The sequence below is a fragment of the Paraburkholderia sp. Ac-20340 genome, assembly GCF_017104965.1.
GTDB lineage: Bacteria > Pseudomonadota > Gammaproteobacteria > Burkholderiales > Burkholderiaceae > Paraburkholderia.
Map to the genome: position 1 here is coordinate 105,791 of NZ_JAAGPR010000016.1, position 23,464 is coordinate 129,254.

Here is a 23,464-nt window from a genome sequence, read left to right on the forward strand (position 1 = left end):
AGCAATGAACTATCGGATCGACGCCCCCGCCAGCGCACTCCAGGAAGTGCCGACGACGTTGCGCGCGCAAGCAACGCAAGGCGCCCGCAGCACGGCCGAATATCGCGCGCTCGACGCGGCGCACCACATCCATCCGTTCTCGGACATGGGCTCGCTCAACAAGAGCGGCAGCCGTGTGATCGTGAAGGCCAAGGGCGTGTATCTGTGGGACTCGGAAGGCAATCAGATCATCGACGGCATGGCGGGTCTGTGGTGCGTGAACGTGGGTTATGGCCGCAAGGAACTGGCCGATGCCGCGTACACGCAGATGCAGGAACTGCCGTACTACAACACCTTCTTCAAGACCACGCACCCGCCGGTGATCGAGCTTTCCGCGCTGCTCGCGGAGCTTTCGCCGGAGCCCTTCAATCACTTCTTCTATTGCAACAGCGGCTCGGAAGGCAATGACACGGTGCTGCGCATCGTGCATCAATTCTGGCTCGCGCAAGGCAAGCCTTCGAAGAAGGTCGTCATCTCGCGCAAGAACGGCTATCACGGTTCGACCATTGCGGGCGGCACGCTCGGCGGCATGGGCTATATGCACGAGCAGATGCCCTCGAAGGTCGAGAACATCGTGCACATCGACCAGCCGTACTTCTACGGCGAAGCCGAAGGCAACATGACGCCGGAGGAATTCGGCCTCGCACGTGCGCAGCAGCTCGAAGCGAAGATTCTCGAAGTGGGCGCAGAGAACGTCGCCGCGTTTATCGGCGAGCCGTTCCAGGGCGCGGGCGGCGTGATTTTCCCGGCATCGACGTACTGGCCGGAAATCCAGCGTATCTGCCGCAAGTACGACATTCTGCTGTGCGCCGACGAAGTGATCGGCGGTTTCGGGCGCACCGGCGAATGGTTCGCGCATCAGCACTTCGGTTTCGAGCCCGATCTCATCACGATGGCCAAGGGCCTGACGAGCGGTTATGTGCCGATGGGCGCAGTCGGCCTGCACGATCGCGTGGCGAAGGTGCTGATCGAGAACGGCGACTTCAATCATGGCCTCACGTACTCGGGCCATCCGGTGGCGGCCGCCGTGGCCGTGGCGAACCTCAAGCTGCTGCGCGACGAGAAGATCGTCGAGCGCGTGAAGACGGACACGGGCCCGTATTTCCAGCAGCAGTTGCGCGAGACCTTCGCGAATCATCCGATCATCGGCGACATTTCGGGCGCGGGCCTCGTGGCCGGTCTGCAGCTCGCCGAAGATCCGAAGACGCGCAAGCGCTTCGCGAATGGCGGCGACGTGGGCACGATCTGCCGCGACTTCTGCTTCAACGGCAACCTCATCATGCGCGCCACAGGCGACCGCATGCTGCTCTCGCCGCCGCTGGTGATTACGCGCGGCGAGATTGACGAAATCGTGTCGAAGGCGAAAAAGGCCATCGACGCAACCGCGCAGCAACTGGGACTTTCGTAACGCTGCTTCTGTTAGGGCCGGCGGCGCACAACGGGGTGCGGGCGCCGCCCGCCGACTTTCATCATCTGGGGAAATCAACATGAGTGTCAGACATCTTCGTCATGCCGTCGCACTGGCCGCGCTCGCAGTTTGCGCGGGTCTCACGGCGAGCCAGCCGGCTCGCGCCGCAGACGACTCATTGAACGTCTACAACTGGTCCGACTACATCGCGAAAGACACGATCCCGAACTTCGAAAAGCAGACGGGTATTCACGTCAAGTACGACAACTACGATAGCGACGACACGCTGCAGGCCAAGCTGCTGGCTGGCAGCTCGGGTTACGACATCGTGGTGCCGACCTCGAACTACATGGCCAAGCAGATTCAGGCCGGCGTGTACCAGAAGCTCGACAAGTCGAAGATCCCCAATCTGTCGAATCTCGACCCTGTGTTGATGCACATGATTGCGGACGCCGATCCGGGCAACCAGTACGGCGTGCCCTGGGCGTACGGCACCGACGGTATCGGCTACAACCAGGAAGCCGTCGAAAAAGCCCTTGGCGCCAGTGCTCCGCTCGATAGCTGGTCGCTGATTTTCGATCCGGCCAATCTCTCGAAGCTCAAGGGTTGCGGCGTCTCGTTCCTCGATCAGGCCGCCGACGCCTTTGCCGCCACGCTGCAATACATGGGCAAGAACCCCAACAGCACGAATCCGGCCGACTATCAGGCCGCGTATGAAACGCTGAAGAAAGTCCGTCCGTACATCACGCAGTTCAATTCGTCGGGCTACATCAACGACCTCGTGAACAACGACATCTGCGTCGCGTTCGCCTGGTCGGGCGACGTGGGCATCGCTCACCGCCGTGCCGAAGAAGCGAAGCGTTCGTATCACATCAAGTTCACCAATCCGAAGGAAGGCGGCCTGCTGTGGTTCGACGTGATGGTCGTGCCGAAGGACGCTCCGCACCCCGAAGCCGCGATGAAGTGGATCAACTACATCTCGGACCCGAAGGTCAACGCCGCGATCACCAACGAAGTCTTCTACCCGACCGCCAACAAGGCCGCACGCCAGTTCGTGACGCCGGGCGTGGCACAGGACCCGACCGTTTATCCGGGCGACGAAGTCCTCAAGAAGATGACGCTGATGAAGCCAATGCCGGCCGAAATCCTGCGCCTCGAAAACCGTCTCTGGTCGCAATTGAAGACGGGCCACTGAGCGCCTAACCCCGTCGGGATATCAGATAGACAACCGTCGACGAACGGCTGAATCCCGCAGGAGATGGAAGGAGACAAAGCGCGGATGAGGGATCGCTCGACCCCTCTCCGCCAGAAGTCCGCTGTTCGAAGTCCGGCTGAGCGCGCCGCCCCCGATTAACGACGACGCGCCAGTCTCCAACGAGCTCCGTTCGCAGTACTGACGTCCGCGAGTCGCTTTAGCGCCCCGTGCGGGACGGCTCATGCCTGCGTTTGTACGCGGCACGCAAGAACGGGCAGTACCGCGATCAGAAAGGAACCAGTTACATCATGAATTCGACGTCCCAAGTCAACGCCTCCGAAGCCGCTCGCGCTGCCGCGACGGCCAACTCCCGCGACGCTTTCGTACGCATCGAAAACGTCGTCAAGAAGTTCGGCGACAGCGTCGCCGTCAATAACGTGAGCCTGAACATCGCGAAGAACGAGCTCTTTGCGCTGCTCGGCAGCTCGGGTTGCGGCAAGTCCACGCTGCTGCGCATGCTCGCGGGTCTCGAAACCGCCACCTCCGGCAAGATCTTTGTCGATGGCGAAGACCTCGCGACGCTGCCGCCGTATCGCCGCCCCGTCAACATGATGTTCCAGTCATACGCGCTTTTCCCTCATATGAGCGTGGAATCGAACGTCGCCTTCGGCCTCAAGCAGGAAGGCGTGCCCAAGAACGAAATCAAGGAACGCGTGGCCGATGCGCTCAATCTCGTGCAGATGAGCCGCTACGCGAAGCGCAAGCCGCATCAGCTTTCCGGCGGCCAGCAGCAGCGTGTTGCGCTGGCGCGTTCGCTGGTCAAGCGCCCCAAACTGCTGCTGCTCGACGAGCCGATGTCCGCGCTCGATAAAAAGATCCGCCAGAAGACCCAGCTCGAACTGGTGAACATCATCGAGAAGGTCGATGTCACCTGCGTGATGGTCACGCACGATCAGGAAGAAGCGATGACGATGGCCAACCGCCTCGCCGTCATGAGCGAAGGCCGTATCGTGCAGATCGGTTCGCCCAGCGAAGTCTATGAGTTTCCGAATAGCCGCTTCTCCGCCGAATTTATCGGCTCGACCAATCTGTTCGAAGGCAAGGTCGTCGAGGACGAACCGGATCATATTTTCGTCGAAAGCGAAGACCTCGAAACGCGCATGTATGTGAGCCATGGCGTGACCGGGCCGCTGGGCATGCCGGTGGGCATTTCGGTGCGCCCCGAGCGCGTGCGCGTGACGCGCGAGAAGCCGGGTACGCCGCACAACTGGGCGCGTGGCGTGGTCTCGGACGTGGCCTATATGGGCAGCTATTCGCTCTATCACGTGCGCCTGCCGGGCGGCAAGGTGGTGGTGTCGAATCTCTCCAGCTCGCAACTGATGAACGATGGCGCACCGGCCTGGAACGACGATGTCTTCGTCTCGTGGTCGCCGGCCAGCGGCGTCGTGCTCACGGCATGATGAGGAGGATGACTAAATGAGTTCCGTTCCCTCGACTTCCTCTTCCGGCGCGCCGCAAGGCGTAGCCCGGCGCGGTGCGCTCGCGCGCATCCTCTCGCGCTTCGTGCCGTCGGGCCGCAGCACTGTGATCGGCGTGCCGTTCATCTGGCTCGCGCTGTTCTTTGCGCTGCCTTTCGTGCTGGTGCTCAAGATCAGCTTCGCCGATCAGGTCATGGGCATTCCGCCCTACTCGAACCTGGTCGAGATGAAGGACGGCATGGTGCATCTCGCCCTGCAGCTTTCGCACTATGCGTTCCTGCTGCAGGACAGCCTCTATATCGCCACCTATATCAGCTCGCTGAAGATGGCAGCGGTATCGACGTTCTTCTGTCTGCTGATTGGTTATCCCATCGCCTACTACATTGCGCGCTCGAATCCCGCCACGCGCAATCTGCTGATGATGGGCGTGATGCTGCCTTTCTGGACCTCGTTCCTGATTCGCGTCTATGCGTGGATCGGCATTCTCAAGGACGACGGCCTGCTCAATCACGCGCTGATTGCCATCGGCCTGATTCATTCGCCGCTGCGCCTTTATCACAGCGATGCGGGTGTCTATATCGGCATGGTCTATTCGTATCTGCCGTTCATGGTGATGCCGCTTTACGCGCACCTCTGCAAGATGGATCTCACGCTGCTCGAAGCCGCGTATGACCTGGGTGCGAAGCCGTGGGTGGCGTTCACGCAGATCACGCTGCCGCTGTCCAAGAACGGGATTATCGCGGGCAGCCTGCTCGTGTTCATTCCGGCGGTGGGCGAATACGTGATTCCCGAACTGCTCGGCGGCGCGGACACGCTCATGATCGGCCGCGTCATGTGGGACGAGTTCTTCAACAACATGGACTGGCCGATGGCCTCCGCCGTCACCGTCGCCATGGTGCTGCTGCTGCTCGTGCCGATGGCCGTCTTTCAGTACTACCAGGTCAAGGAACTGGAGGAAAGCAAATGATCAAGCCCAATCGCGCGATTTCCACCAGTGTTCTCACACTCGGCTTTCTGTTTCTGTATATCCCGATCATCAGTCTCGTTGTTTATTCATTCAACGAATCGAAACTGGTCACGGTGTGGTCGGGCTTTTCGCTCAAGTGGTATGCAGCGCTGCTGCAGGATGACGAGCTGCTTTCGGCGGCGTGGCTCTCGCTGAAGATCGGTCTGATGACGGCGTTTGCTTCGGTTGTGATCGGTACGTGGGCGGGTTTTGTGCTTGCCCGCATGGGTCGATTCCGTGGCTTCACGCTCTACACCGGCATGATCAACGCCCCGCTGGTGATTCCTGAAGTGATTCAGGGCATCTCGCTGCTGCTGCTTTTCGTGGCCCTTCAGCAGATGATCGGCTGGCCCGCCGGGCGCGGCATTCTCACGATCTGGATCGGTCACGTGATGCTGTGCGTGTCGTATGTGGCGATCATCGTGCAGTCGCGGGTGAAGGAGATGAACAAGTCGCTCGAAGAGGCCGCGCTCGATCTGGGCGCCACGCCGCTGAAGGTGTTTTTCGTCATCACATTGCCGCTGATCTCGCAAGCGCTGCTGTCGGGCTGGCTGCTCTCGTTCACGCTCTCCATCGACGATCTGGTGCTCTCCGCGTTCCTTTCGGGCCCGGGCTCGACGACGCTGCCGCTCGTGGTGTTCTCGCGTGTGCGTCTCGGTCTGAACCCGGAAATGAATGCGCTCGCCACGCTCTTTATCTCGGCCGTGACGATTGGCGTGATCGCCGTGAATCAGTTGATGAGTGCGCGGGAAAAGAAACGCATGCGCGATATGCAAATGGCGTTTGCGCTGCCCGACCCGGCCGAAACCGCAACGGCTGGCGCGCCGCCCGGTGCAGTGGGCGCGCCGATCGGCCGCCGCGCTGCGTGATTGCTGAATCGCGAGTCTGACTAGCTAGAAATACGGCACGCGTCGCGATGACGCGTGCCGCAATAAAACGGCCAGCAGTACAGAACAGCACCATTGCAATAGAAGAACTACGTGTCGAAACGCCTGCAATACCGACCCATAAGGAGAATGTCGATGAAGAAGAAGTTAATCTGTCTGCTGGTGGCCGGGGCACTGCCGGGGCTCGCATTCGCGGACTCGACCAGCGATCAGATCAAGGCCCTGCAGCAGCAGTTGAATGCCCTGCAAAAAGAGGTGAAATCGCTCAAGAGCGAACTCGCCGGATCGAAGACCACGGCAAAGGGTTCGTCGAAGCTGGCTATTGCGCCCGCCGCCGCAGCGTCGGGAGCCACGACCACGGCGGCCGCGCCTGAAGTCGACATCTCCTCGCCCGATTACGGCAAGGCGCCTGCGCATCTGACCAACGACGATGTGGACTCGATGAAGCAGCAGATCGCGAGCCAGCAATTGAAGGTCGATTCGCTTTCGGATGCCGCCTCGACCGGCCCGATCGCAGGTCTGTCGATCACCGGTTATATCGACCCGTCGTATATCTATAACCGCGCGGCAGGCTCTTCGTCGTTCCTGTTCGCGAACCACGAAAGCTCGTACAACTACTTCAACAGCACGTTCGGCGATCTCTACCTCGACATCAAGAAGACGTTCGGTGTCGGCCCGATGGCGCCGTCGGCTGAAATCACGCTCATGCCCAACCGCGGCAACGGCATCACGCTGCTGGCCAACGAGCATGGCGACATCGGCAACAACATCCTGAACACGGCGGTCGTCACGGTGCCGATCACCGCGACGCAGACCTTCGTGGCCGGTTTGATGCCGAGCTTCGGCGGTTACGAGGTGCAGCAGTCGAACCAGATGCTGACCCTCACCCACAACCTGCTGTACGACTTCTCGGACCCGGGCAGCTACGTGGGCGTGGGCTGGAATTACACGCCGGACGGCAGCCAGTGGGCCTTCAAGTTCATGCTGGGTAACGAGCAATACCGCACGTATGGCTCGGTCACGCAGACCGGCACGAACGCGCTGGGCGACCCGATCACCACGAGCAACAAGATCCCGACCTTCACGGCGCGCGCGGATTACACGATGTCGAGCGCACTCGATATCGGCGGCTCGATCAATATCGGTCGTCAGACGCTGTCGAGCGCCACCGATTCGACGACGGGTCAGGTGGTCTACGGTCCGGGCGGTCAGGCCACGAGTTCGGGCGGCTACTTCTTCTTTGGCGAAGTCGACGCGAGCTACACCGCAGCCGACATCCAGTACAACGCCGAAGTCGATTACGGCCAGCAGCAGCGCGCGGCGTACAACGGCGGCAACGCGCAGTGGTACGGCTTCTCGCTGCTCGCGCACCGCAAGTTCAATGCGCCGGTGGTGGGCCGTATGGGCGTAACCGCCCGTTACGACCTGCTCGTGGATAGCAAGAACGGCGGCGGCGGTGGTGGCGTGGCGCTCAACGGCAACGGTATGGACCCGTACAACGGCTTCGGCATTGGTGCGGACTGCCTGGCAAATTCGGAAGCCAATGGCGGCCTGGGCTTCCAGTGCAAGGGCGCCGTGCGTCAGGACGTAGCGCTCGACCTGCTGTTCTACCCGACCCAGCAGATCACGGTGAAGGTCGAATATCGCCACGACTGGGCTTCGCAGAACGTGTTCCTGCGTAACGACGGCTCGTACAGCAAGAGCAATGACTTGCTGGGAGCGCAGTTCATCTACTCGTTCTAAGGAGTGGAGAGCGGGCGGCGCGCCTGCGGAACTTCCGCATCGCCGCCCGCTTTATTTCATACGTCTTTTCTATGCTCAAATTCGCCAATCAGTCTCACGCGCCGTCCTGGTACGCAGCCACGGCCAACGACGCCACCCGCCATCCCGCACTGCAAGGCACGCTCGACGCCGATGTCTGCGTGATCGGCGCGGGCCTTACCGGCGTCTCGACCGCCCTCAATCTTGCCGAACGCGGCTATCGCGTGGCGCTGCTCGAAGCGTCGAAGGTCGGATGGGCGGCAAGCGGGCGCAACGGCGGACAGCTGATTGGCGGCTTCGCCTGCGGTATCGACACGTTCAGGCAGTTCATGAACGAAAGCGAAGTGCAACAGATGTGGGCGATGGGGCTCGAAACGCTCGACATCGTGAAGTCGCGCGTGGCGAAGCACAATATCGACTGCGCACTCACCGAAGGCTATTTCACCGCCGCCAACAAGGCGCGCGACGTCGACGATCTCAAGCGTTGGCGCGACGAAGCCGCGCAGCGCTTTGGCTATGACCGCTTTCGTTACGTCGATGGCGATGGCGTGGGCCAGTACGTGCAATCGGCGCGCTATCCCGGCGGTCTTTACGATCTCGATAGCGGCCATCTGCATCCGCTCAATTACACGCTGGGTCTCGCACGCGCGGCACGCGAAGCTGGCGTGCAGATTTTCGAAGACAGCGCCGTTACGCGCATTCGCAACGAACACGACGGCCACACGATCGAAACCGCACAAGGCAAGGTGCGTGCGAAATTCGTTGTGCTCGCATGCAATACCTATCTGGGCGAACTCGCGCCGGAACTCGCGCGCAAGATCATGCCAGTGGGCACCTATGTGATCGCCACCGAACCGCTCGGCAAGGAGCGCATGGCCGCGCTGATGCCCGCGCAGGCGGCTGTCTGCGATAGCCGCTTCGTGCTCGATTACTTCCGCCCCGCGCCCGACACGCGCATGCTCTGGGGCGGCAAGGTCAGCTATTCGACTTTCGAGCCGCGCAATCTGGGCGAAGCGATGCGCAGCGACATGCTCAAGACCTTCCCGCAACTCGCCGATGTGAAGGTCGATTACGCGTGGGGCGGCTTTGTCGATATCACCATGAATCGCGCGCCGCATTTTGGCCGCCTCTCGCCTACGGTATATTTTGCGCAAGGCTTTTCAGGCCACGGCGTCAATACGACCGGGCTCGCAGGGACACTGATTGCCGAAGCGATCCACGGCCAGGCCGCGCGCTTCGACCTGTTCGGCAAGATCCGCCATCGCGACTTCCCCGGCGGCGCGACACTGCGCACCCCCGCCCTCGTGCTGGCGATGGCGTGGTATCGCATGAAAGACCTGCTTTGATGGACCTGCTTTAACGGATAACCCTCGATGAAACTAGACCTCGACGCCCAGGCGGACGTGCTCGCCCGCCACTCCTATTACGAAGCCACTGCCACGCGCCCCGCCGACGACGACCCGGTTTTCGAAGGCGTTGTCGACGCGGATGTCTGCGTGATCGGTGCGGGTTTCGCGGGCTTGTCGGTGGCGCTCGAATGCCGTGCGCGCGGCTTGTCGGTGGTGGTGCTCGACGCGCATCGGCCGGGCTGGGGCGCGTCGGGCCGCAATGGCGGGCAAACGCTGGTGGGCTTCGCGAAAGACGAAGTGCTGGAAAAGCAGCTTGGTCCGCAGGGTATTCGTGCGGCGTGGGCGCTGTCGATCGAAGGCATCGCACTCGTGAAGGAGCGCATCGCCCGTTACGGGATCGAATGCGATTTCACCTCGGGCTTTGCAACGGTCGCTACGAAGCCCAAACGCGTGCCCAGTCTGCGTTCGTGGATGGAGGCGGCGCGCACGCGCTGGGGTTACGACAAGCTCGAATGGCTCGATACCGATGCCACGCGTGCGCGCGTGAATTCGCAAAGCTATCTGGCGGGCGTGTTCGACCCGGTGTCGGGTCATCTGCATCCGCTCAAGTATTGCCTGGGGCTTGCCGCTGCCGCGCGCAAGGAAGGCGCGCAACTGTTCGCGCATTCGCGCGTGCTCGATGTGGTGCGCGGCGCGAAACCGGTGGTGAAAACCGCGCGCGGCGAAGTACGCTGCCGCTTCGTCGTTTCGTGCTGCAACGCCGCGCCTGGCGGCGTGCTGCCCGCGCCCGTGGAAGCGCGCATCGCGCCCATCGCCTCGTACATCATCGCGACCGAACCGCTGGGCCGCGAGCGCGCCGATGCGCTCATGCCGGGCCGCGCCGCGATTTGCGACAACAACTTCTTCCTCGATTATTTCCGTTTGTCGGCAGACAATCGCCTGTTGTTCGGCGGCCGGGCAGATTCCACGGGCGCGGCACCCGCGCGACTGACCGAAGCGATGAAGACGCGCATGACCGGCGTATTCCCGCAACTCGAAGGCGTGAACGTCGAATATGCGTGGGGCGGATTTGTCGACGTCACGCGTAATCGCGCGCCGGATTTTGGCGCAGTGGACCCGAATTACTACTACGTGCAAGGCTTTTCCGGGCACGGCGTCGCGCTCACCGGCATCGCGGGGCGCGTGGTCGCGCAGGCCATCGCGGGCGAGCGCGCCTCGTTCGAGCTGTTTTCACAGCTACGTCACGCGCGTTTTCCAGGCGGACCGGCGTGGCGTCGGCCCGCGCTGGAAATCGGCATGATGTATCACCGCGTACTGGAAATGTTCTGATCGAGCGCGTGCTGCACTTTGTAGAGCGAGAAGGTCTTTCTCGCCTTGAAGCCCAGCCGTTCGTATAGCGCGATGGCCGGTGTGTTGTCATCGCGCACGTGAAGAAATGGGGTTTCGCCGCGCTGTCGAATCTCGTTGCGAAGCAGGTTCATCAAACGCGCGGCGATGCCCCTGCCGCGATAATCGTCGTCCACGCAGACTGCGCTGATTTCGACAAAGCCGTCGAGACGCATGCGCTCTCCCGCCATGGCGATGAGTTTTTCGCCGTCACGAATACCGATGTAGTTTCCTGTTTCGATCGTTCGGATACCGAATGGTCCAGGCTTCGTGCGCTCAACCAGATTGAGCATCGCGGCGACGTCTTTCGTTTCGAGCCGTACTACATCGCTGTGCTCGGGCATTGCAACGCTTTCTTCGTCCGCCATTTGCACCAGCGAAAACATCCGCTCGGTGTGGATGCCAGCGACCTCCGGAAGATCCGTCGTCGATGGCAGCACGGCGAATTCATCCCGCGCAAGCAGTTCGCCGAGTGCGCCAAGCGCCCCTTCCGTCATGGCTTCCAGACCCGCGAACGGCGCAACCGCAGCGTCGTAGCGGCGCGCCGCTCCCGTGCCGCGAGCGAGCTTCGCCTGCGTGGTGGTCAATGCAAACCATGTGGGATTGTCGAGCAAGCTTCGGTCGTGACGGCTCATCGTTGTCTCGCGGTGGGTCGATTGAGTAGGTAGAGATTCTATGGCTGCGCACGAAGGCGGTATAGAAGCGGAAATGACAACATCGGCGTCATTCGCGCCACACGGTCAGAGCGCCTGGTTGGCGGACATCCCCCGCATCACCTTCGCCAGCGTCTCCATCAGGCGATCCGATGCCTCAGGCGTGGCCTCCGCATAGCCTAGCAGGAAGCCGTTATACGGCACGTGATCCGCACTATTCGCACCCGTTGCGGCCTTTGCATCCAGCCAGTAAGCGCTCAAAGGCGAAAGCGCCAGACCATGTTCCCTCGCCGCTTCGCTCACGGCCACATCGGCGAAAGGCGCATCCAGGCGCACGCTCAAATGCATGCCGCCCGCGTCCGCCGACACCGTCATCAGCCCGCCCAGATGCTTTTCGATGGCCGCCACGAGTCCGTCGCGACGCGCCAGATAGAGCTTGCGCATGCGCCTCAAATGCCTGGCGTAGCGTCCGCTCTCGATGAAATCCGCCAACGCAAGCTGCTCCGCCACGCGTCCCTGCCGTACCAGCGTGCGATGCGCCATTTCCATCTGCGGGACGATCTGGCGCGGCACGATCATGAAGCCAATGCGTAGCGCGGGAAACAGCGTCTTGCTGAAGGTGCCGAGGTAGATCACGGGTGTATCGTCGGCGAGACCTTGAATCGAGGGCAAAGGCGGCCCGTCGTGGCGCAGTTCGCTGTCGTAGTCGTCTTCGATGATCCACGCGCCGCACGCGCGCGCATGTTCAATCAGCGCCAGACGCCGTTCGAGACTCAGCACGCAGCCCAGCGGATATTGATGCGAAGGCGTGAGATAAACGAGGCGCGGCGGCGCATCGCGCCAGTCCTCTTCGCGCGCGGCCATCCCCGCAGCGTCTACCGGAATGGGCACAAGCGACAATCCCGCCGCGAGCATTGCCACGCGCGCGCCCAGATAGCCTGGATTCTCGATCCACACGCGCTCGCCTTCGTCGGCGAAAAAACGCGCGCTGATGTCGAGACTCGTCTGCGTGCCGTCGGTGATGAAAACCTGATCGGGCTGGCAGCGCACGCCGCGCGACACGCGCACATATTGCGCAATCGCCTGACGCAAGGCCGGCTGGCCGACGCTATCGCCATAGCCAAGCTCGCTCGCGTCCACTTCGCGCATCGCACGCTCCACCGCCGCGCGCCACTGCACGAGCGGAAACGCATCGAGCGCGGGCACGCCGGGCCGCAACGCCGCGGCGGCGCCGCTGGCCGCACGACGTGGCGGCAACTCCCGCACGCGCCGCGAGAGCGTGCGCGCGGCGCTTGCGGGCGGCTCGATCTGCGCCGACGGTTGCGCCGCCGTGGCCTTCACATCGTTGACCACCGAACCATGCCGCGTGGCCGTGACGAAACCCTCATCCACCAGCCGCTCATACGCATAGAGCACCGAATTACGCGCGATATCGAGTTCTTCCGCGAGCGTGCGGCTGGAAGCGAGACGCGTACCACGGCCAATATCGCCGTCGAGAATCGCACGGCGCAGGCTTTCGTAAAGCAGGTCCTGTTGCGTGAGGCGGCGCGCCGCGCTCGCGCGCGCACGGCGCTCGTAGGCCGACATCATCAGCGCGTAGTCCAATCTCGTGGCTCCATGTTTTGTCGCGTGGGTGGGACTAACAATGGTGCCACAAATCGCCTACGCTGGCGTCTGTTATCGATTGCCGAACATTGCCGCGAGTCGGCTTGAAGACAAGGAGAACCATGATGACTGAAGCGATCCAGGTGCGCGCCGTCACGCCCGCCGACTACGACGCGTGGCGTCCGCTCTGGGACGGCTACAACCGTTTCTATGGCCGCTTTGGACCCACTGCGCTGCCCGAGCCGATTACCGCAACCACGTGGACACGCTTCTTCGACGGCTACGAACCCATGCATGCGCTGATCGCGCTGCACGGCGAACGCGTAGTGGGTCTCGTGCACTTCATCTATCACCGCAACACCACGCTCGACGGCCCGATCTGCTATCTGCAGGATCTTTTCACGGCCGAAGATCTGCGCGGCAAAGGCGTGGGACGCGCGCTGATCGAAGCGGTTTATGCGCACGCAAAGGCCTCGAATTCGAAGCGCGTCTACTGGCACACGCACGAGACGAATCACACGGCCATGCGCCTCTACGACGATGTCGCCGATAAACCCGGCTTCGTCATGTATCGCAAGGACGTTTAACGCACGCTCACGCGAGATCGCTCACGAGCGACGCGCGCACGGCGCCCTCGATCGACTGCGCGGGCAAGCGGTAATGCGGATGATCGCAACCGATCGACAACGCCGCGCCCGCGCGCAGTTTATCGATCATCGCAGGCGTGAATTCGAAGCGCACGAAATGCACGGCCGAGGTCTTTTCGGCGTTATCGCGTTCGAGGTCTTCATCGGCGATGGCGTGCACGGGCGGCTCGCCTGCCACCTGCATGAACACGCGGTCTTCGATGCCGATCAAACGCGCAAGCGCGGCTCGCCGCTCGATCTCGTTGTCGTACTCGATCTGCAGCGTCGCTTTCAGATTGCTGCCATCGGGCACGAGCGGCAGATAGGCGTCGAGTTCGCCCTGGATGCCGTCCTCCTCGAAGATCCGCTCGATGTGCAGCATCTCCTGAATCTGATAGCGGATGGTCGCTTCGTCCTCGAACAGAAAGGTCAGGTGATTGCCTAACGCCACGGCGCGGCGCTTCTTGTGCTCGATAATCTGGCTGCGCATTGCGGTGCGCTGTTTCGCATAGGATTCCAGCGACAGCAGCGAATCTCTGGCGATCGTCATGGGATGTTCCTCTCGCTTGATATTTGCATCGCAGTACGTATCAAATGCCGTAGGCTTTTCGCAACAGCGTAAGCGGGTGCGCAAGCGGCGGTGCGCCGCTCTCCGCATTCGCGAGCTTGTTCTCTTCGATGCCTTGCGCAATATGATGTCCCGCAAGCTGGCAATCCGATGAAATGAAATCGGGATCGCTTAGCGCCATCTGCTTGAAAACCGGCGTGCCGATCTTCATCGACATCGCGTGAAATTCCTTTTTTACACCGAATGTGCCGGCGTGACCCGAACAACGCTCGACCACCGTCACCTTCGTTTCCGGCACGAGCGAAAGCAGGTCCGAAGTTTTTCGGCCGATATTCTGCACGCGCGCGTGACACGGTACGTGATACGACACCTTGCCTAGCGGCGTGGTGAAATCCGTCTTCAGCAGACCATCGCGATTGCGCGCCACGAAGTATTCGAACGGGTCCCAGAAAGCGTCGCTTACGGCGCGCGTATCGGCATCGTCGGGGAACATCAGCGGGAGTTCGTGTTTGTACATCAGCACGCAGCTAGGCACCGCGCCTAACAGCGCATAGCCTTCGCGCGCGTATTGCGCAAGCACAGGCATATTCGCAGCCTGCTTTTTCGCCACGCCTTCCAGATTGCCTTGCTCGAGCAGCGGCATGCCGCAGCACGCTTCGCTTTTCACCAGCACATAGGGAATGGCGTTGTGATCGAGCACCGCCAGCAAGTCGTGGCCAATGCCCGGTTCGTTGAAATTCACGTAGCAGGTTGCGTAGATCGCCACCTTGCCAGGCGTGCGCTCGCCGTCGCGCACCTCGCTCGACGTGGCCTTGCGCGCCGCGCTGCGAAATTTGCGCGTGGCAAACGAAGGCAGCCATGCATGGCGATCCACGCCCAGCGCATCTTCCATGACGGCGCGCATCGGCTTCGTGGCGTTCACCGCGTTGACGGTCTGCGTCACAACGGGAATGCCTGCGAGATGCCCTAACGCATCCGTATTCGACAGCACGCGATCGCGTAGTTGCACCTCGCCGTTGCGATAATGAATCGCCTTCGCGCGCAGCATCAAATGCGGAAAATCCACATTCCACGGATGCGGTGGCACATACGGGCACTTCGTCATATAGCAGAGGTCGCAGAGATAGCATTGATCGACAACCTTTGCATAGGATGCCTTATCGACATCATGCGCTTCGCCCGTATCGGTTTCGTCGACGAGATCGAATAGCGCCGGAAACGCGCCGCATAGCGACACGCAACGCCGGCAGCCCGCGCAGATATCGAACACGCGCGCGAGTTCGTCGTCGAGCTTCGCCTGATCGTAGAACGCGTCGCTTTGCCAGTCGAGCGGATGCCGCGTAGGCGCTTCGAGACTGCCTTCCTTGTGGGGCATGACGTCTCCTTTTTTCTATTTGATGTAAGGCACGCCATGCGCACGCTTGCACGCGCGCGCGGTTGGACCGCGCGCCGCCAGTGCGTCGCGTGCGCCAGTAATGACGTGCCGTGCGCGAACTTATTCGACCAAAGCGTCCAGCGCTTTCGAATAGCGGTTGGCGTGGCTGCGTTCCGCTTTGGCGAGCGTTTCGAACCAGTTGGCGATTTCGTCGAAACCTTCGTCGCGCGCGGCCTTGGCCATGCCGGGATACATGTCGGTGTATTCGTGCGTTTCGCCCGCGATAGCCGCCTGCAGATTCAGACGCGACGTGCCGAACGGCAAGCCCGTCGCCGGATCGCCGACCGTTTCCAGATATTCGAGGTGGCCATGCGCGTGGCCGGTTTCGCCTTCGGCAGTCGAACGGAACAGCGCGGCGACATCGTTCTGCCCTTCGACATCGGCCTTGGCAGCAAAGTAGAGATAGCGGCGATTCGCCTGGGATTCGCCTGCGAAGGCGTCCTTGAGATTTTGCTCGGTCTTCGAGCCTTTGAGCTGTGTCATCTATGCCTCCATCCTGTATTTGGGGACGCGGCGCGACGCATCTTCGTGCGGTGCAGCAAGACGCTATGCGGACTCCGCCGCTCTATCAATCTAGGAAATGCCGTTTGCGTTCCCAATTGCCATTTTCAATCTCGCCGATAGTGCGTTGAACGAAATGCCTGCAAACGGCCTCGAAGCCTTGAGCGACGCCGTGTCACAGCGGCCCGCCCGCCTTCATCGCCTAATCTGAAGATTGACCTGTCCCAATATGTGAATAAACGACTTGCGGATGGAAACATACGTCCTAGACTGAGAATTTCCCCTGGCCCAGACTGTCGCGCGTCCGCCCACGCGCTCTTTTCGGAGTTCACATGCGACTGACGATTTTGATCAACGGTCCCGATCCGACCGTGAATCATGATTACGCCGTGCTCTGGCTCGATACCGACCAGCAACGCTGGTCGCGCGAGTCGCACGCGGGCATCGATCTTCCCGAATGGGGCGAGATGCACGATGCCAACGGTGTGACGGCGCTGTGCGCGCCGCTCGCCGACCAACCGCTTTGCACCCTGCGCGGCCTGCACGTGAACCGCCGCCAGGAAATCAGTTCCGCGCACGGCGACGCCACGTGGTCGTGCGAAACCTCGCATTCGCCAATGGAAGGCCAGTGGCGCCTGCAAGCCGTGGATCGGCAGAAGGTCCACGCTGAAAACGCGCTCTTTGCTGGCTGAGTTCGGGCTCCTCGGGCTCCGAGGGTTCACTCCCAGCCGGGTTCCAGCCGCTCTCCTGCTTGACCGCGTGACGTTCCGGCACGCCGCGCGCAGCAACACCTAGGCAACACCCTACCGCCTGTTCACGTCCGCACCGCCGCCTCGCGGCGGTGCCATCCCTCTTTGCGCCGATCCGCATCGCATGACGCGCGCATGACGTGATATGGCCGCGCACGAGCCTGCCCGCTATACTTTCAGGCCCTTTACTGACCTGACGCGACGCCGCGCGCAAGCCTGCGCCACGCCCGCGCGCTTTCTGCCTTTCCGATTCGCCGATGAAGAAGCTGTTTGCCTGTCTCGCCATGGCTTTCGCAGGCCATGCGTTCGCCGCACCCGCCTGTTCCGCATTTGTCCCCGACGGCCAGTTCCCCGCGCTCACGAACGCGCGCATGGCGCCGAAGACGCACATGCTCTGCTATTCGGATTTCGTCGTGCTGCACTCGGGCATCACGCACGGGCCGCTCTGGTCGGCGGAACACCTGACGCGCGATCACCTCGACGCCGCGAAGGACATGACCCGCACCAACCGCTTCTTCGAAGACGACCGCCTGCCGGCCGGCGAAGGCGCGACGCTCGCCGATTACAAGCGCAGCGGTTTCGATCGCGGTCACATGAGCCCGGCGGGCAATCGCTGGAATCCGCAAGCGATGGCCGAGTCGTTTTCTCTGGCCAACATCGTTCCCCAGAACCGCGACAACAACCAGCGTCTGTGGGCGCATATCGAAGCGGCCGTGCGCAAGCTCGCCGATAAATACGGCGAAGCCTATGTCGTGACCGGCCCGCTGTTCACCGGCGCGCAATTGCAGACGATCGGCGCGACGCGCGTGCTGGTGCCCACGCAAATCTTCAAGGTGGTGTACGTGCCGTCGCAGAAACTCGCGTTCGCGATCGTCGCCGATAACGCCAGCGCCGACCGTTACGACATCCGCCCGGTGCGCGATCTGGGCGCGCAGGCAGGCATCGCATTCCCCGGCATTCCCGCCGATGTCGCCGCCAGGACGAACGTGGCCTTCAACGGCCACGCCTTTACCGTGCGCAAATGGGGCTGGTGAGCGCGTGAAATAAAAAGCGCGGCGACAGTCTGCTGCGCCGCGCTTTTTCAGTCGTTACCGCGGCTACGCGCTTAAAGGTCGAGCCGCGAAACCTTCGAGCCTTCGAGCGAAACGCCCGCCATCAGGCCCGCGTTGGTGAGCACGATGGCCTCGATCGGATTGACGGCCGTCGACGTGTCGATCGTGCCGTTCGCGCCCATCTTCACGAGCGCGACGGTGCCGTCCGCGCCCGCCGCCCAGCCGCTGCTGCGGCGAAAGCGATCGTAAGCGCCCTGCGTCATGAAGGCGTAGAAGATCGCGCGCGATTGCGCCCCCACCTGGAAGCCCAGCGAACCCGAGGTCGTGCTGAAATAGCCCACCGTGCGGCCGCTCGCGCGCAGCGCGCCTTTGCCGTACTGACCGCCCACGCCAAAACCCGCGCCGATCACTTCAGGAAACACCAGCACCGCGCGCGCCTTCGAAAACAGTTCGCGCGAGCCCTTCACCGTGCTGTAGAGACGCGCGAGCGCCGCTTCCACGTTCGCATCGATTTCGCGACGCGCGTGCAGGTTCGCATCGGCCGAAGCGGAACTGGCGGGCGTGGCGGTGCAGGCGCTCAAGCCGGTCAGGCCTGCGAAGCCCACGAGGCTCGTGCAGGCGGTTGCGAGGAATTGTCGTCGGTTGATGGCTTTCATTTCGATACGGACTCCACAACGATCTTCACGATTGCGCGCGCGGCAGTTTGCCCAGCGGATCGACGGGCCTGCCTTTCTCGCGCACTTCGAAGAGCAGCGTGCCGACGCCCGCGGCATCGGCGCCGCTGGTGGCAATCGTCTGGCCCTGCTTGACGGATTCGCCCTGTTTGACGAGCAAGCGGCCATTGCGGCCATAGGCGGTCACGAGACGTGCGTCGTGCTTGACGATGATGAGCTTGCCGTAGCCCTGGATGCCCGTGCCCGCGTAGACGACGCGTCCCGCAGCGGCCGCTTTGACCGGCTCGCCGGGCGCGCCCGCGATCACGATGCCGCGCGACTTGCCCGGCGCGAACGACGTGGCCACGCTGCCGTTCATCGGCCAGACGAAGCGGGAGGCCGGGGCGGGCGCGGTGGTCGCGCGAGGTTTGGCCGCAGGCTCGGGCGCTGCAGGCGCGACGGGCGCGGCAGGCGTCGCTGACGCTTGCTTGACCGGCACAGGCGCCGGAGCGGGCGCCGCCGCGCTCTTCACCGGCGGCGCAACCCGCAGCAGTTGCCCCACTTTCACCTGGCCCGAAGCCGGCAGCTTGTTCCACGCGACGATATCGGCGGGACGCTGGCCGTGCGCGGCGGCGATGTGATAAAGCGTGTCGCCGGTCTTCACGCGATAGAAGTCCTTCGCGGCGGCGGCTTTGCTCGCGGTGGCAGGCACCTCGGCCACCACTCTGGACGTGGGCACGATCACCGGCGTGGCCGAAGCCGGCCCGGGCGCGCTGGCCTCGGTGGCGGCAGAAGCGTCGTCGGCGTTGCTATCGTCGCTGGAACGGCTGAGCGGCTGCCACGGCGTCAACGTGCAAGCCGCGAGCAGCGACACGCACGCACTCATCACCACTGCGAGGCACGCGCCCCGCCTTTGCGCAATACGCGAAACCCGCATCGTCAGGCCCGTGTATCGATGATTGCCGATGCGTCGCCGCACGCACTCACTTCAGTCAGTTTCACCGCCACGACGGCGATTTCGGCCACCTTGTCTAGAATTCCCATGACGCACTCCTTGTTCAGGCAACAGGTGCGTCATCATCATCGGTTTGCCGTGAAGTGCAGCGGATTCGCGATTCGGTGTTGATCTGCGTCAGCGCGGCGTTGTCAGCCTGACAATGGCTTCACATTCGCGCACAGCGCTCTACCGTTTTGGCTGTCAGATTCGACGATACAGACTGGGCGGCGGGCATCGGCAGACAGTTTGATGGCCGTGCGCTGCGTTTTTTATAATGCGAGCCCAACGTGCATCGCGCTCAAGGAGGAATACAAGGTGTTCGACGCATACGCAAACGACGACGATGTCCTGAACGTGCAGGGCGACGCGCTCACGCTCACCAACGGCAGCACGCGCGTGACGCTGGCCGGCACGCTCGACATCACGCGCGACCGGCGCGGACTGGCCGCCGCGCTCGCGCTGAAGGCGGCGCTCGATAACGTGGTGGCGAAGCTGCAGGCCGACCCGCATCTGCCCGCGCAGGTGAAGGAGGAGCCGGACGCGAAGCCCGGCGTGATCGACAATCCGTTTCAGTAAGCAGCGCGATCCATCACGTGGAAGGCCGGCTTAGAACGGCTTGCCTTCGCTGCTTTTCCACGCCGGCATGAGCGTGTTCGACGGCAGGGTTTCGTCGAGCAGTTTCTTCGCGCTTTCGATGCCGGCAATCGGCAGGCCGGTGGGATCGATCGCGCCGATCTGCGCCAGCACCGAAGCCTGATCCCAATAGATGTGCTCGTTGTAGAGCTTGCTGCCGCGAAAGCAGATCACGGCCAGCATCGGCACTTCGAAATACTTGCCGGTGGGCGCGAGTCCCGGCAGCAGCCAGTCGATCTCGCGGTCATGCGTGCAGCAGAAAATGAATTCGTCGACCACGCGATCGGAGCCGATGGTGCGCGAGATCGGGATCAGGCGCGTGTCCTCGGGATTCGAGTGCACGAAATGGTGCGTGTAGAAGCGCTTGAGTTCGTCGTGGCCGACGCCGCCCGTCATCGTCGGGATGTGGTTGACGTAGGGCTGCGCGACCATCGTCGGCATCACGTCGTTGGGGTTGCGCGCGACGAATTCGTGGTAGCAGTGTTCTTCCCACAGCGCGTTGAAGTCGTAGATCGGGCCCATCACGCGGCGCAGCATCGCGAGCGAGCGCGAGTACGCCATCATCGCCGCGGCCTTGTCGAATTGCGGGCGTGCGGGCGAGGCGAAGGCGTGATCGCAGCCCGGATACGTGTAGAGCTCGACGCCCGCCGTGTCCGCCAGCGCGGCTTCGATGCGCGCGCGCGAAGCCGCGTCGCACCATTTGTCCTCGCCGCCGAAGTGCAGCATCAGCGGGCAGCGGATCGTTTCGGCTTCGTTCAGATACGCTTCGAGACCCACGGCGTAATAGCCGATCGCGCAGTCGATGTCGGTGCGCGCCGCCGCCAGATACGCGAGCTTGCCGCCCAGGCAAAAGCCCAGCGTGCCCACTTTGCCGCGCTGCGAAGGATGCGCGCGCAACGCGCCGAGCGTCTGCGCGATATCGTCGAGCGCGAGATCGACATCGAAACGATCGTGCAGCGCAAGCGCGCGCGCCATGTCCGCGCCTTCGTAGCCCAGATCGACATCCGGCTCCAGACGCCAGAACAGGTCGGGCACCATGACCACGTAACCTTCTTCGGCGTAGCGCTCGGCGGTCGCGCGCATGTTCGCGTTCACGCCGAAGATCTCCTGCAGCAGCACGAGACCGGGGCCGCTGCCTTCGGGCGGCAGCGCCGTGTAGGCGCGGAATTCGCCGCCGTCGCGCGACTTCACCGTGGTCCATTGTCCGTTCATGGGGTCGTCTCCTTCAGTTGTTTTCCGATGTCTCGTGTCCGCTCGCCCGTCAGTCGCTCACAGGGTCACCGGCTCACGCCGGCGCGCCGAAGCCGCCAGCCGGCGCGAGCGACGGGAACGGCGCTTCGCCGCGTATCCATGCGTGGTTGGCGAGTTGCGACATTTCCAGATCGCCGCGACTGTCGCCATAGGCGTAGAGCGTGGCGGGCGCGTTATCGCCCCACCAGGCGCGCAGCCGCGCAACCTTCTCCGGCCCCCAGCAGTTGCGGCCCGCGAGCCGCCCAGTGTAGACGCCATCGCGCCATTCCAGCTCGCTCGCCAGCACGGTGTCGATGCCCACCGTCGGCGCCCATTTGCGCAGATAGATCGACGGCGATGCGCTTACCAGCACCACTTCGTGGCCCAGCGCCTGATGTTCGCGAATGCGCTCGAGCATTTCGGGGCGCAGCATCTCGCGCAGGCCGTTAGCGGCAAAACGCTGTGCGGCGGCGTCCAGCGCCTCGCGGCGCACCGGGCCGAGCGCGGCTTTCAGGAAGCGCGCCTTGGTGCGGCCGCGATCCGACCAGCCGGGCGCGATGCCCGCGAGCCACGGCAGGCAGCGCAGCGCGGCGAGCACGAAACGCGTGCTGCCTGCCGTGTCGAGCATGAAAGCGCGGAAACTGTCGGACGTGGTGATGGTGCCGTCGAAATCGAAGGCGGCAATGACGCGGTCGGTCATGAAGCGGTATCGGAAAGCGCCGCGCGCAGGCGGCCGGTTGAAAGACGGGTTCGGCAGCGCGGGCAGGCGCGCTGTAAGCCGCGTCATTGTCGGGGCAAAAGGCGCGCGGCTGCAATGCCGATCGCCGCGTCAGCGCGCCTGCTGCTCCAGACGCACGGCATCGACGATCTCGATTTCGCCGTAGCGCAGCACCAGCAGGCCGTCGCGCTCGAACTGGCGCAGGATCTGGTTCACGGTCTGGCGCGACAGCGCGAGCATCAGCGCGAGGTCTTCCTGCGGGACGTGGATCACGTGGCGGGCCGCATCGGTGTCGGGCGCGTCGCTGGCCGCGTCGAGACCCGCTTCGCCGTAACCGGCCGCCAGCAGCAGCAGGCGGCGCGCCACACGCGGCGCGGCGGGCAGGAGCGCGCTTTCCTCGATGGCCTCGAAGGCGAGGCGCAGCTTCTGCGCCAGCAGCAAGCCGAATTCATGCCAATACGCGGGCGTTTCGTCGAGCAGCGCCGCCAGCGCCGCGCGCGGCACGTGAAAGAGCGTGGTGTCGCGCTCGGCATAGGCATCGTGCGTGCGCACGCCGGAATCGAATAGCGCGATCTCGCCAAGCCAGCTCACCGGGCCCATCAACGCGAGCAGCGCCTCGCGTCCGCACGCGCTCGCCGCGCCGATGCGCACCGCGCCTTCGAGCACGCAATAGACGCCGTCGGCGGCGTCGCCTCGCAGAAACAGCCGCTCGCCCGCGCGCATCGTGCGCACGCGGCCACCGGCGATCAAACCGGCGCGCAACGGCTCGGGCAGACCGGCGAACCACGTGCTGCGCGCCAGCGCCGCCGCGAGGCACGGCGAGACAGAGTCGAGCGGCAGTCCAGGTGGAGCGGCGTTCGTGATGGCGGAATCGTCGGGGCGTGAAGTCATCGAGTCGAGATTGTCGGCTAGCCGAAGGTCTGCGGCGGTGCGCCCGACGATCATAATGACTTTAGAGACAAGGGGACATCCATGAGAAACCTGACCGATCAGCTCACGCAATACGCCGAATATCATCGCGACTCGCGCAATATCGCCACGCATTTCGTCGGTATTCCGATGATCGTGCTGGCGCTCGCGGTGCTGCTTTCGCGGCCGGTGTTCGCGGGCGTTGCGTGGCCGCTCGCGGCCGTGCCGCTCTCGCCCGCGTGGCTGCTGTTCGGCGCGACGACGCTCTATTACCTCGTGCTCGACGTGCCGCTCGGCCTGATGATGGCGGCGGTCGCGGCGGTGTGCCTGAGCATCGGCGCGTGGTTCGCGCAGCAGGGCACGGCGATGTGGCTCGCGGGCGGCATCGGGCTTTTCGTGGTGGGCTGGGCGTTCCAGTTCATCGGCCACGTGGCCTACGAACATCGCAAGCCGGCTTTCGTCGACGATCTGGCGGGCCTGATCATCGGGCCGCTTTTCGTGCTCGCCGAGGCGCTGTTCGGTCTGGGCTGGCGCCCCGCGCTGCGCGAGGCCATCGAAGCCAAGGCCGGCCCTACGCGCATCAATCCGCCGCGCGGGCACGCGGCGCGATAAAAACCGTCTACGCG

23 protein-coding genes are annotated in these 23,464 nt (G+C 63.2%); 13 read left to right on the plus strand and 10 right to left on the minus strand.

Annotated elements, in window-relative coordinates:
* Nucleotides 1–4 precede the first annotated feature (4 nt).
* The 8 genes from G3N59_RS20230 to G3N59_RS20265 all read left to right on the plus strand — a co-directional run bounded on the left by G3N59_RS20230 (nt 5) and on the right by G3N59_RS20265 (nt 10,452).
* Nucleotides 5–1,447 carry an aspartate aminotransferase family protein gene (locus G3N59_RS20230; RefSeq protein WP_205984405.1) on the plus strand — a complete coding sequence of 481 codons (1,443 nt, stop codon included), beginning with the start codon at nt 5–7 and terminating at the stop codon, nt 1,445–1,447.
* A 79-nt stretch (nt 1,448–1,526) separates the two neighbouring features.
* Nucleotides 1,527–2,642 carry a polyamine ABC transporter substrate-binding protein gene (locus tag G3N59_RS20235; RefSeq protein WP_205984406.1) on the plus strand — a complete coding sequence of 372 codons (1,116 nt, stop codon included), beginning with the start codon at nt 1,527–1,529 and terminating at the stop codon, nt 2,640–2,642.
* Nucleotides 2,643–2,950: 308 nt separating this feature from the next.
* Nucleotides 2,951–4,102, plus strand: coding sequence for a polyamine ABC transporter ATP-binding protein (gene potA / locus G3N59_RS20240; protein ID WP_205984407.1), 1,152 nt, complete (start codon nt 2,951–2,953; stop codon nt 4,100–4,102).
* A gap of 16 nt (nt 4,103–4,118) precedes the next feature.
* Entirely contained in the window at nt 4,119–5,087 is a 969-nt protein-coding gene (locus G3N59_RS20245) for an ABC transporter permease subunit (RefSeq protein WP_205984408.1), read from the plus strand.
* The gene (locus tag G3N59_RS20250; RefSeq protein ID WP_205984409.1) at nt 5,084–5,995 is read left to right on the plus strand and encodes an ABC transporter permease subunit; all 912 of its coding nucleotides are present in this window, start codon (nt 5,084–5,086) and stop codon (nt 5,993–5,995) included. Before G3N59_RS20245 ends, G3N59_RS20250 begins: the two co-directional genes overlap by 4 nt.
* Nucleotides 5,996–6,148: 153 nt before the next feature.
* Nucleotides 6,149–7,756 (plus strand): DUF3138 family protein, encoded by a 1,608-nt coding sequence (locus G3N59_RS20255; protein WP_205984410.1) that lies wholly within the window; start codon nt 6,149–6,151, stop codon nt 7,754–7,756.
* A gap of 71 nt (nt 7,757–7,827) precedes the next feature.
* Nucleotides 7,828–9,120 carry an FAD-binding oxidoreductase gene (locus G3N59_RS20260; RefSeq protein ID WP_205984411.1) on the plus strand — a complete coding sequence of 431 codons (1,293 nt, stop codon included), beginning with the start codon at nt 7,828–7,830 and terminating at the stop codon, nt 9,118–9,120.
* Between the two features lie 27 nt (nt 9,121–9,147).
* Nucleotides 9,148–10,452, plus strand: coding sequence for an FAD-dependent oxidoreductase (locus tag G3N59_RS20265; protein ID WP_205984412.1), 1,305 nt, complete (start codon nt 9,148–9,150; stop codon nt 10,450–10,452).
* Here the strand turns inward: G3N59_RS20265 and G3N59_RS20270 are convergent.
* Together G3N59_RS20270 and G3N59_RS20275 are read right to left on the minus strand one after the other, a co-directional pair.
* Nucleotides 10,428–11,144, minus strand: a complete 717-nt coding sequence (locus G3N59_RS20270) for a GNAT family N-acetyltransferase (RefSeq protein ID WP_205984413.1) — start codon at nt 11,142–11,144, stop codon at nt 10,428–10,430. The genes G3N59_RS20265 and G3N59_RS20270 overlap by 25 nt on opposite strands.
* Nucleotides 11,145–11,249: 105 nt before the next feature.
* Nucleotides 11,250–12,767 (minus strand): PLP-dependent aminotransferase family protein, encoded by a 1,518-nt coding sequence (locus G3N59_RS20275; RefSeq protein WP_205984414.1) that lies wholly within the window; start codon nt 12,765–12,767, stop codon nt 11,250–11,252.
* A 125-nt stretch (nt 12,768–12,892) separates the two neighbouring features.
* On the opposite strand from G3N59_RS20275, the gene G3N59_RS20280 reads away from it, so the two are divergent.
* Nucleotides 12,893–13,354 carry a GNAT family N-acetyltransferase gene (locus G3N59_RS20280; RefSeq protein WP_205984415.1) on the plus strand — a complete coding sequence of 154 codons (462 nt, stop codon included), beginning with the start codon at nt 12,893–12,895 and terminating at the stop codon, nt 13,352–13,354.
* A gap of 7 nt (nt 13,355–13,361) precedes the next feature.
* On the opposite strand, the gene G3N59_RS20285 is transcribed toward G3N59_RS20280, so the two are convergent.
* The 3 genes from G3N59_RS20285 to G3N59_RS20295 form a co-directional block, all read right to left on the minus strand.
* Nucleotides 13,362–13,943, minus strand: coding sequence for a DUF3501 family protein (locus G3N59_RS20285; protein WP_205984416.1), 582 nt, complete (start codon nt 13,941–13,943; stop codon nt 13,362–13,364).
* Nucleotides 13,944–13,983: 40 nt separating this feature from the next.
* Nucleotides 13,984–15,336, minus strand: coding sequence for a heterodisulfide reductase-related iron-sulfur binding cluster (locus tag G3N59_RS20290; RefSeq protein ID WP_205984417.1), 1,353 nt, complete (start codon nt 15,334–15,336; stop codon nt 13,984–13,986).
* 120 nt (nt 15,337–15,456) lie between these two features.
* The gene (locus G3N59_RS20295; RefSeq protein ID WP_205984418.1) at nt 15,457–15,879 is read right to left on the minus strand and encodes a rubrerythrin family protein; all 423 of its coding nucleotides are present in this window, start codon (nt 15,877–15,879) and stop codon (nt 15,457–15,459) included.
* Nucleotides 15,880–16,229: 350 nt separating this feature from the next.
* Here G3N59_RS20295 and G3N59_RS20300 point away from each other — a divergent pair, with 350 nt between their 5' ends.
* Both G3N59_RS20300 and G3N59_RS20305 read left to right on the plus strand, forming a co-directional pair.
* Nucleotides 16,230–16,589: a DUF3564 domain-containing protein gene (locus G3N59_RS20300; protein WP_205984419.1), complete on the plus strand. Its 360-nt coding sequence runs from the start codon at nt 16,230–16,232 to the stop codon at nt 16,587–16,589.
* 314 nt (nt 16,590–16,903) lie between these two features.
* A complete protein-coding gene (locus G3N59_RS20305; protein WP_205984420.1) occupies nt 16,904–17,680 on the plus strand; it encodes a DNA/RNA non-specific endonuclease in 777 nt (258 codons plus the stop codon).
* A gap of 71 nt (nt 17,681–17,751) precedes the next feature.
* Here the strand turns inward: G3N59_RS20305 and G3N59_RS20310 are convergent, their stop codons facing one another.
* On the minus strand, nt 17,752–18,345 hold the full coding sequence (locus G3N59_RS20310; protein ID WP_205984473.1) for a YSC84-related protein: 594 nt from the start codon (nt 18,343–18,345) through the stop codon (nt 17,752–17,754).
* A 34-nt stretch (nt 18,346–18,379) separates the two neighbouring features.
* Nucleotides 18,380–19,237, minus strand: a complete 858-nt coding sequence (locus G3N59_RS20315; RefSeq protein ID WP_241023641.1) for a peptidoglycan DD-metalloendopeptidase family protein — start codon at nt 19,235–19,237, stop codon at nt 18,380–18,382.
* Nucleotides 19,238–19,663: 426 nt separating this feature from the next.
* Between G3N59_RS20315 and G3N59_RS20320 the strand changes: the two genes are divergently transcribed.
* A complete protein-coding gene (locus tag G3N59_RS20320) occupies nt 19,664–19,924 on the plus strand; it encodes a hypothetical protein (protein WP_205984421.1) in 261 nt (86 codons plus the stop codon).
* A 30-nt stretch (nt 19,925–19,954) separates the two neighbouring features.
* Here the strand turns inward: G3N59_RS20320 and G3N59_RS20325 are convergent, their stop codons facing one another.
* The 3 genes from G3N59_RS20325 to G3N59_RS20335 form a co-directional block, all read right to left on the minus strand.
* The gene (locus G3N59_RS20325) at nt 19,955–21,193 is read right to left on the minus strand and encodes a dienelactone hydrolase family protein (RefSeq protein WP_205984422.1); all 1,239 of its coding nucleotides are present in this window, start codon (nt 21,191–21,193) and stop codon (nt 19,955–19,957) included.
* A 73-nt stretch (nt 21,194–21,266) separates the two neighbouring features.
* Entirely contained in the window at nt 21,267–21,911 is a 645-nt protein-coding gene (locus tag G3N59_RS20330) for an HAD family hydrolase (protein WP_205984423.1), read from the minus strand.
* A 129-nt stretch (nt 21,912–22,040) separates the two neighbouring features.
* Nucleotides 22,041–22,820 (minus strand): Crp/Fnr family transcriptional regulator, encoded by a 780-nt coding sequence (locus G3N59_RS20335; protein WP_205984424.1) that lies wholly within the window; start codon nt 22,818–22,820, stop codon nt 22,041–22,043.
* A gap of 81 nt (nt 22,821–22,901) precedes the next feature.
* Between G3N59_RS20335 and G3N59_RS20340 the strand changes: the two genes are divergently transcribed.
* Nucleotides 22,902–23,450, plus strand: a complete 549-nt coding sequence (locus G3N59_RS20340; RefSeq protein WP_205984425.1) for an Mpo1-like protein — start codon at nt 22,902–22,904, stop codon at nt 23,448–23,450.
* Nucleotides 23,451–23,464 lie beyond the last annotated feature (14 nt).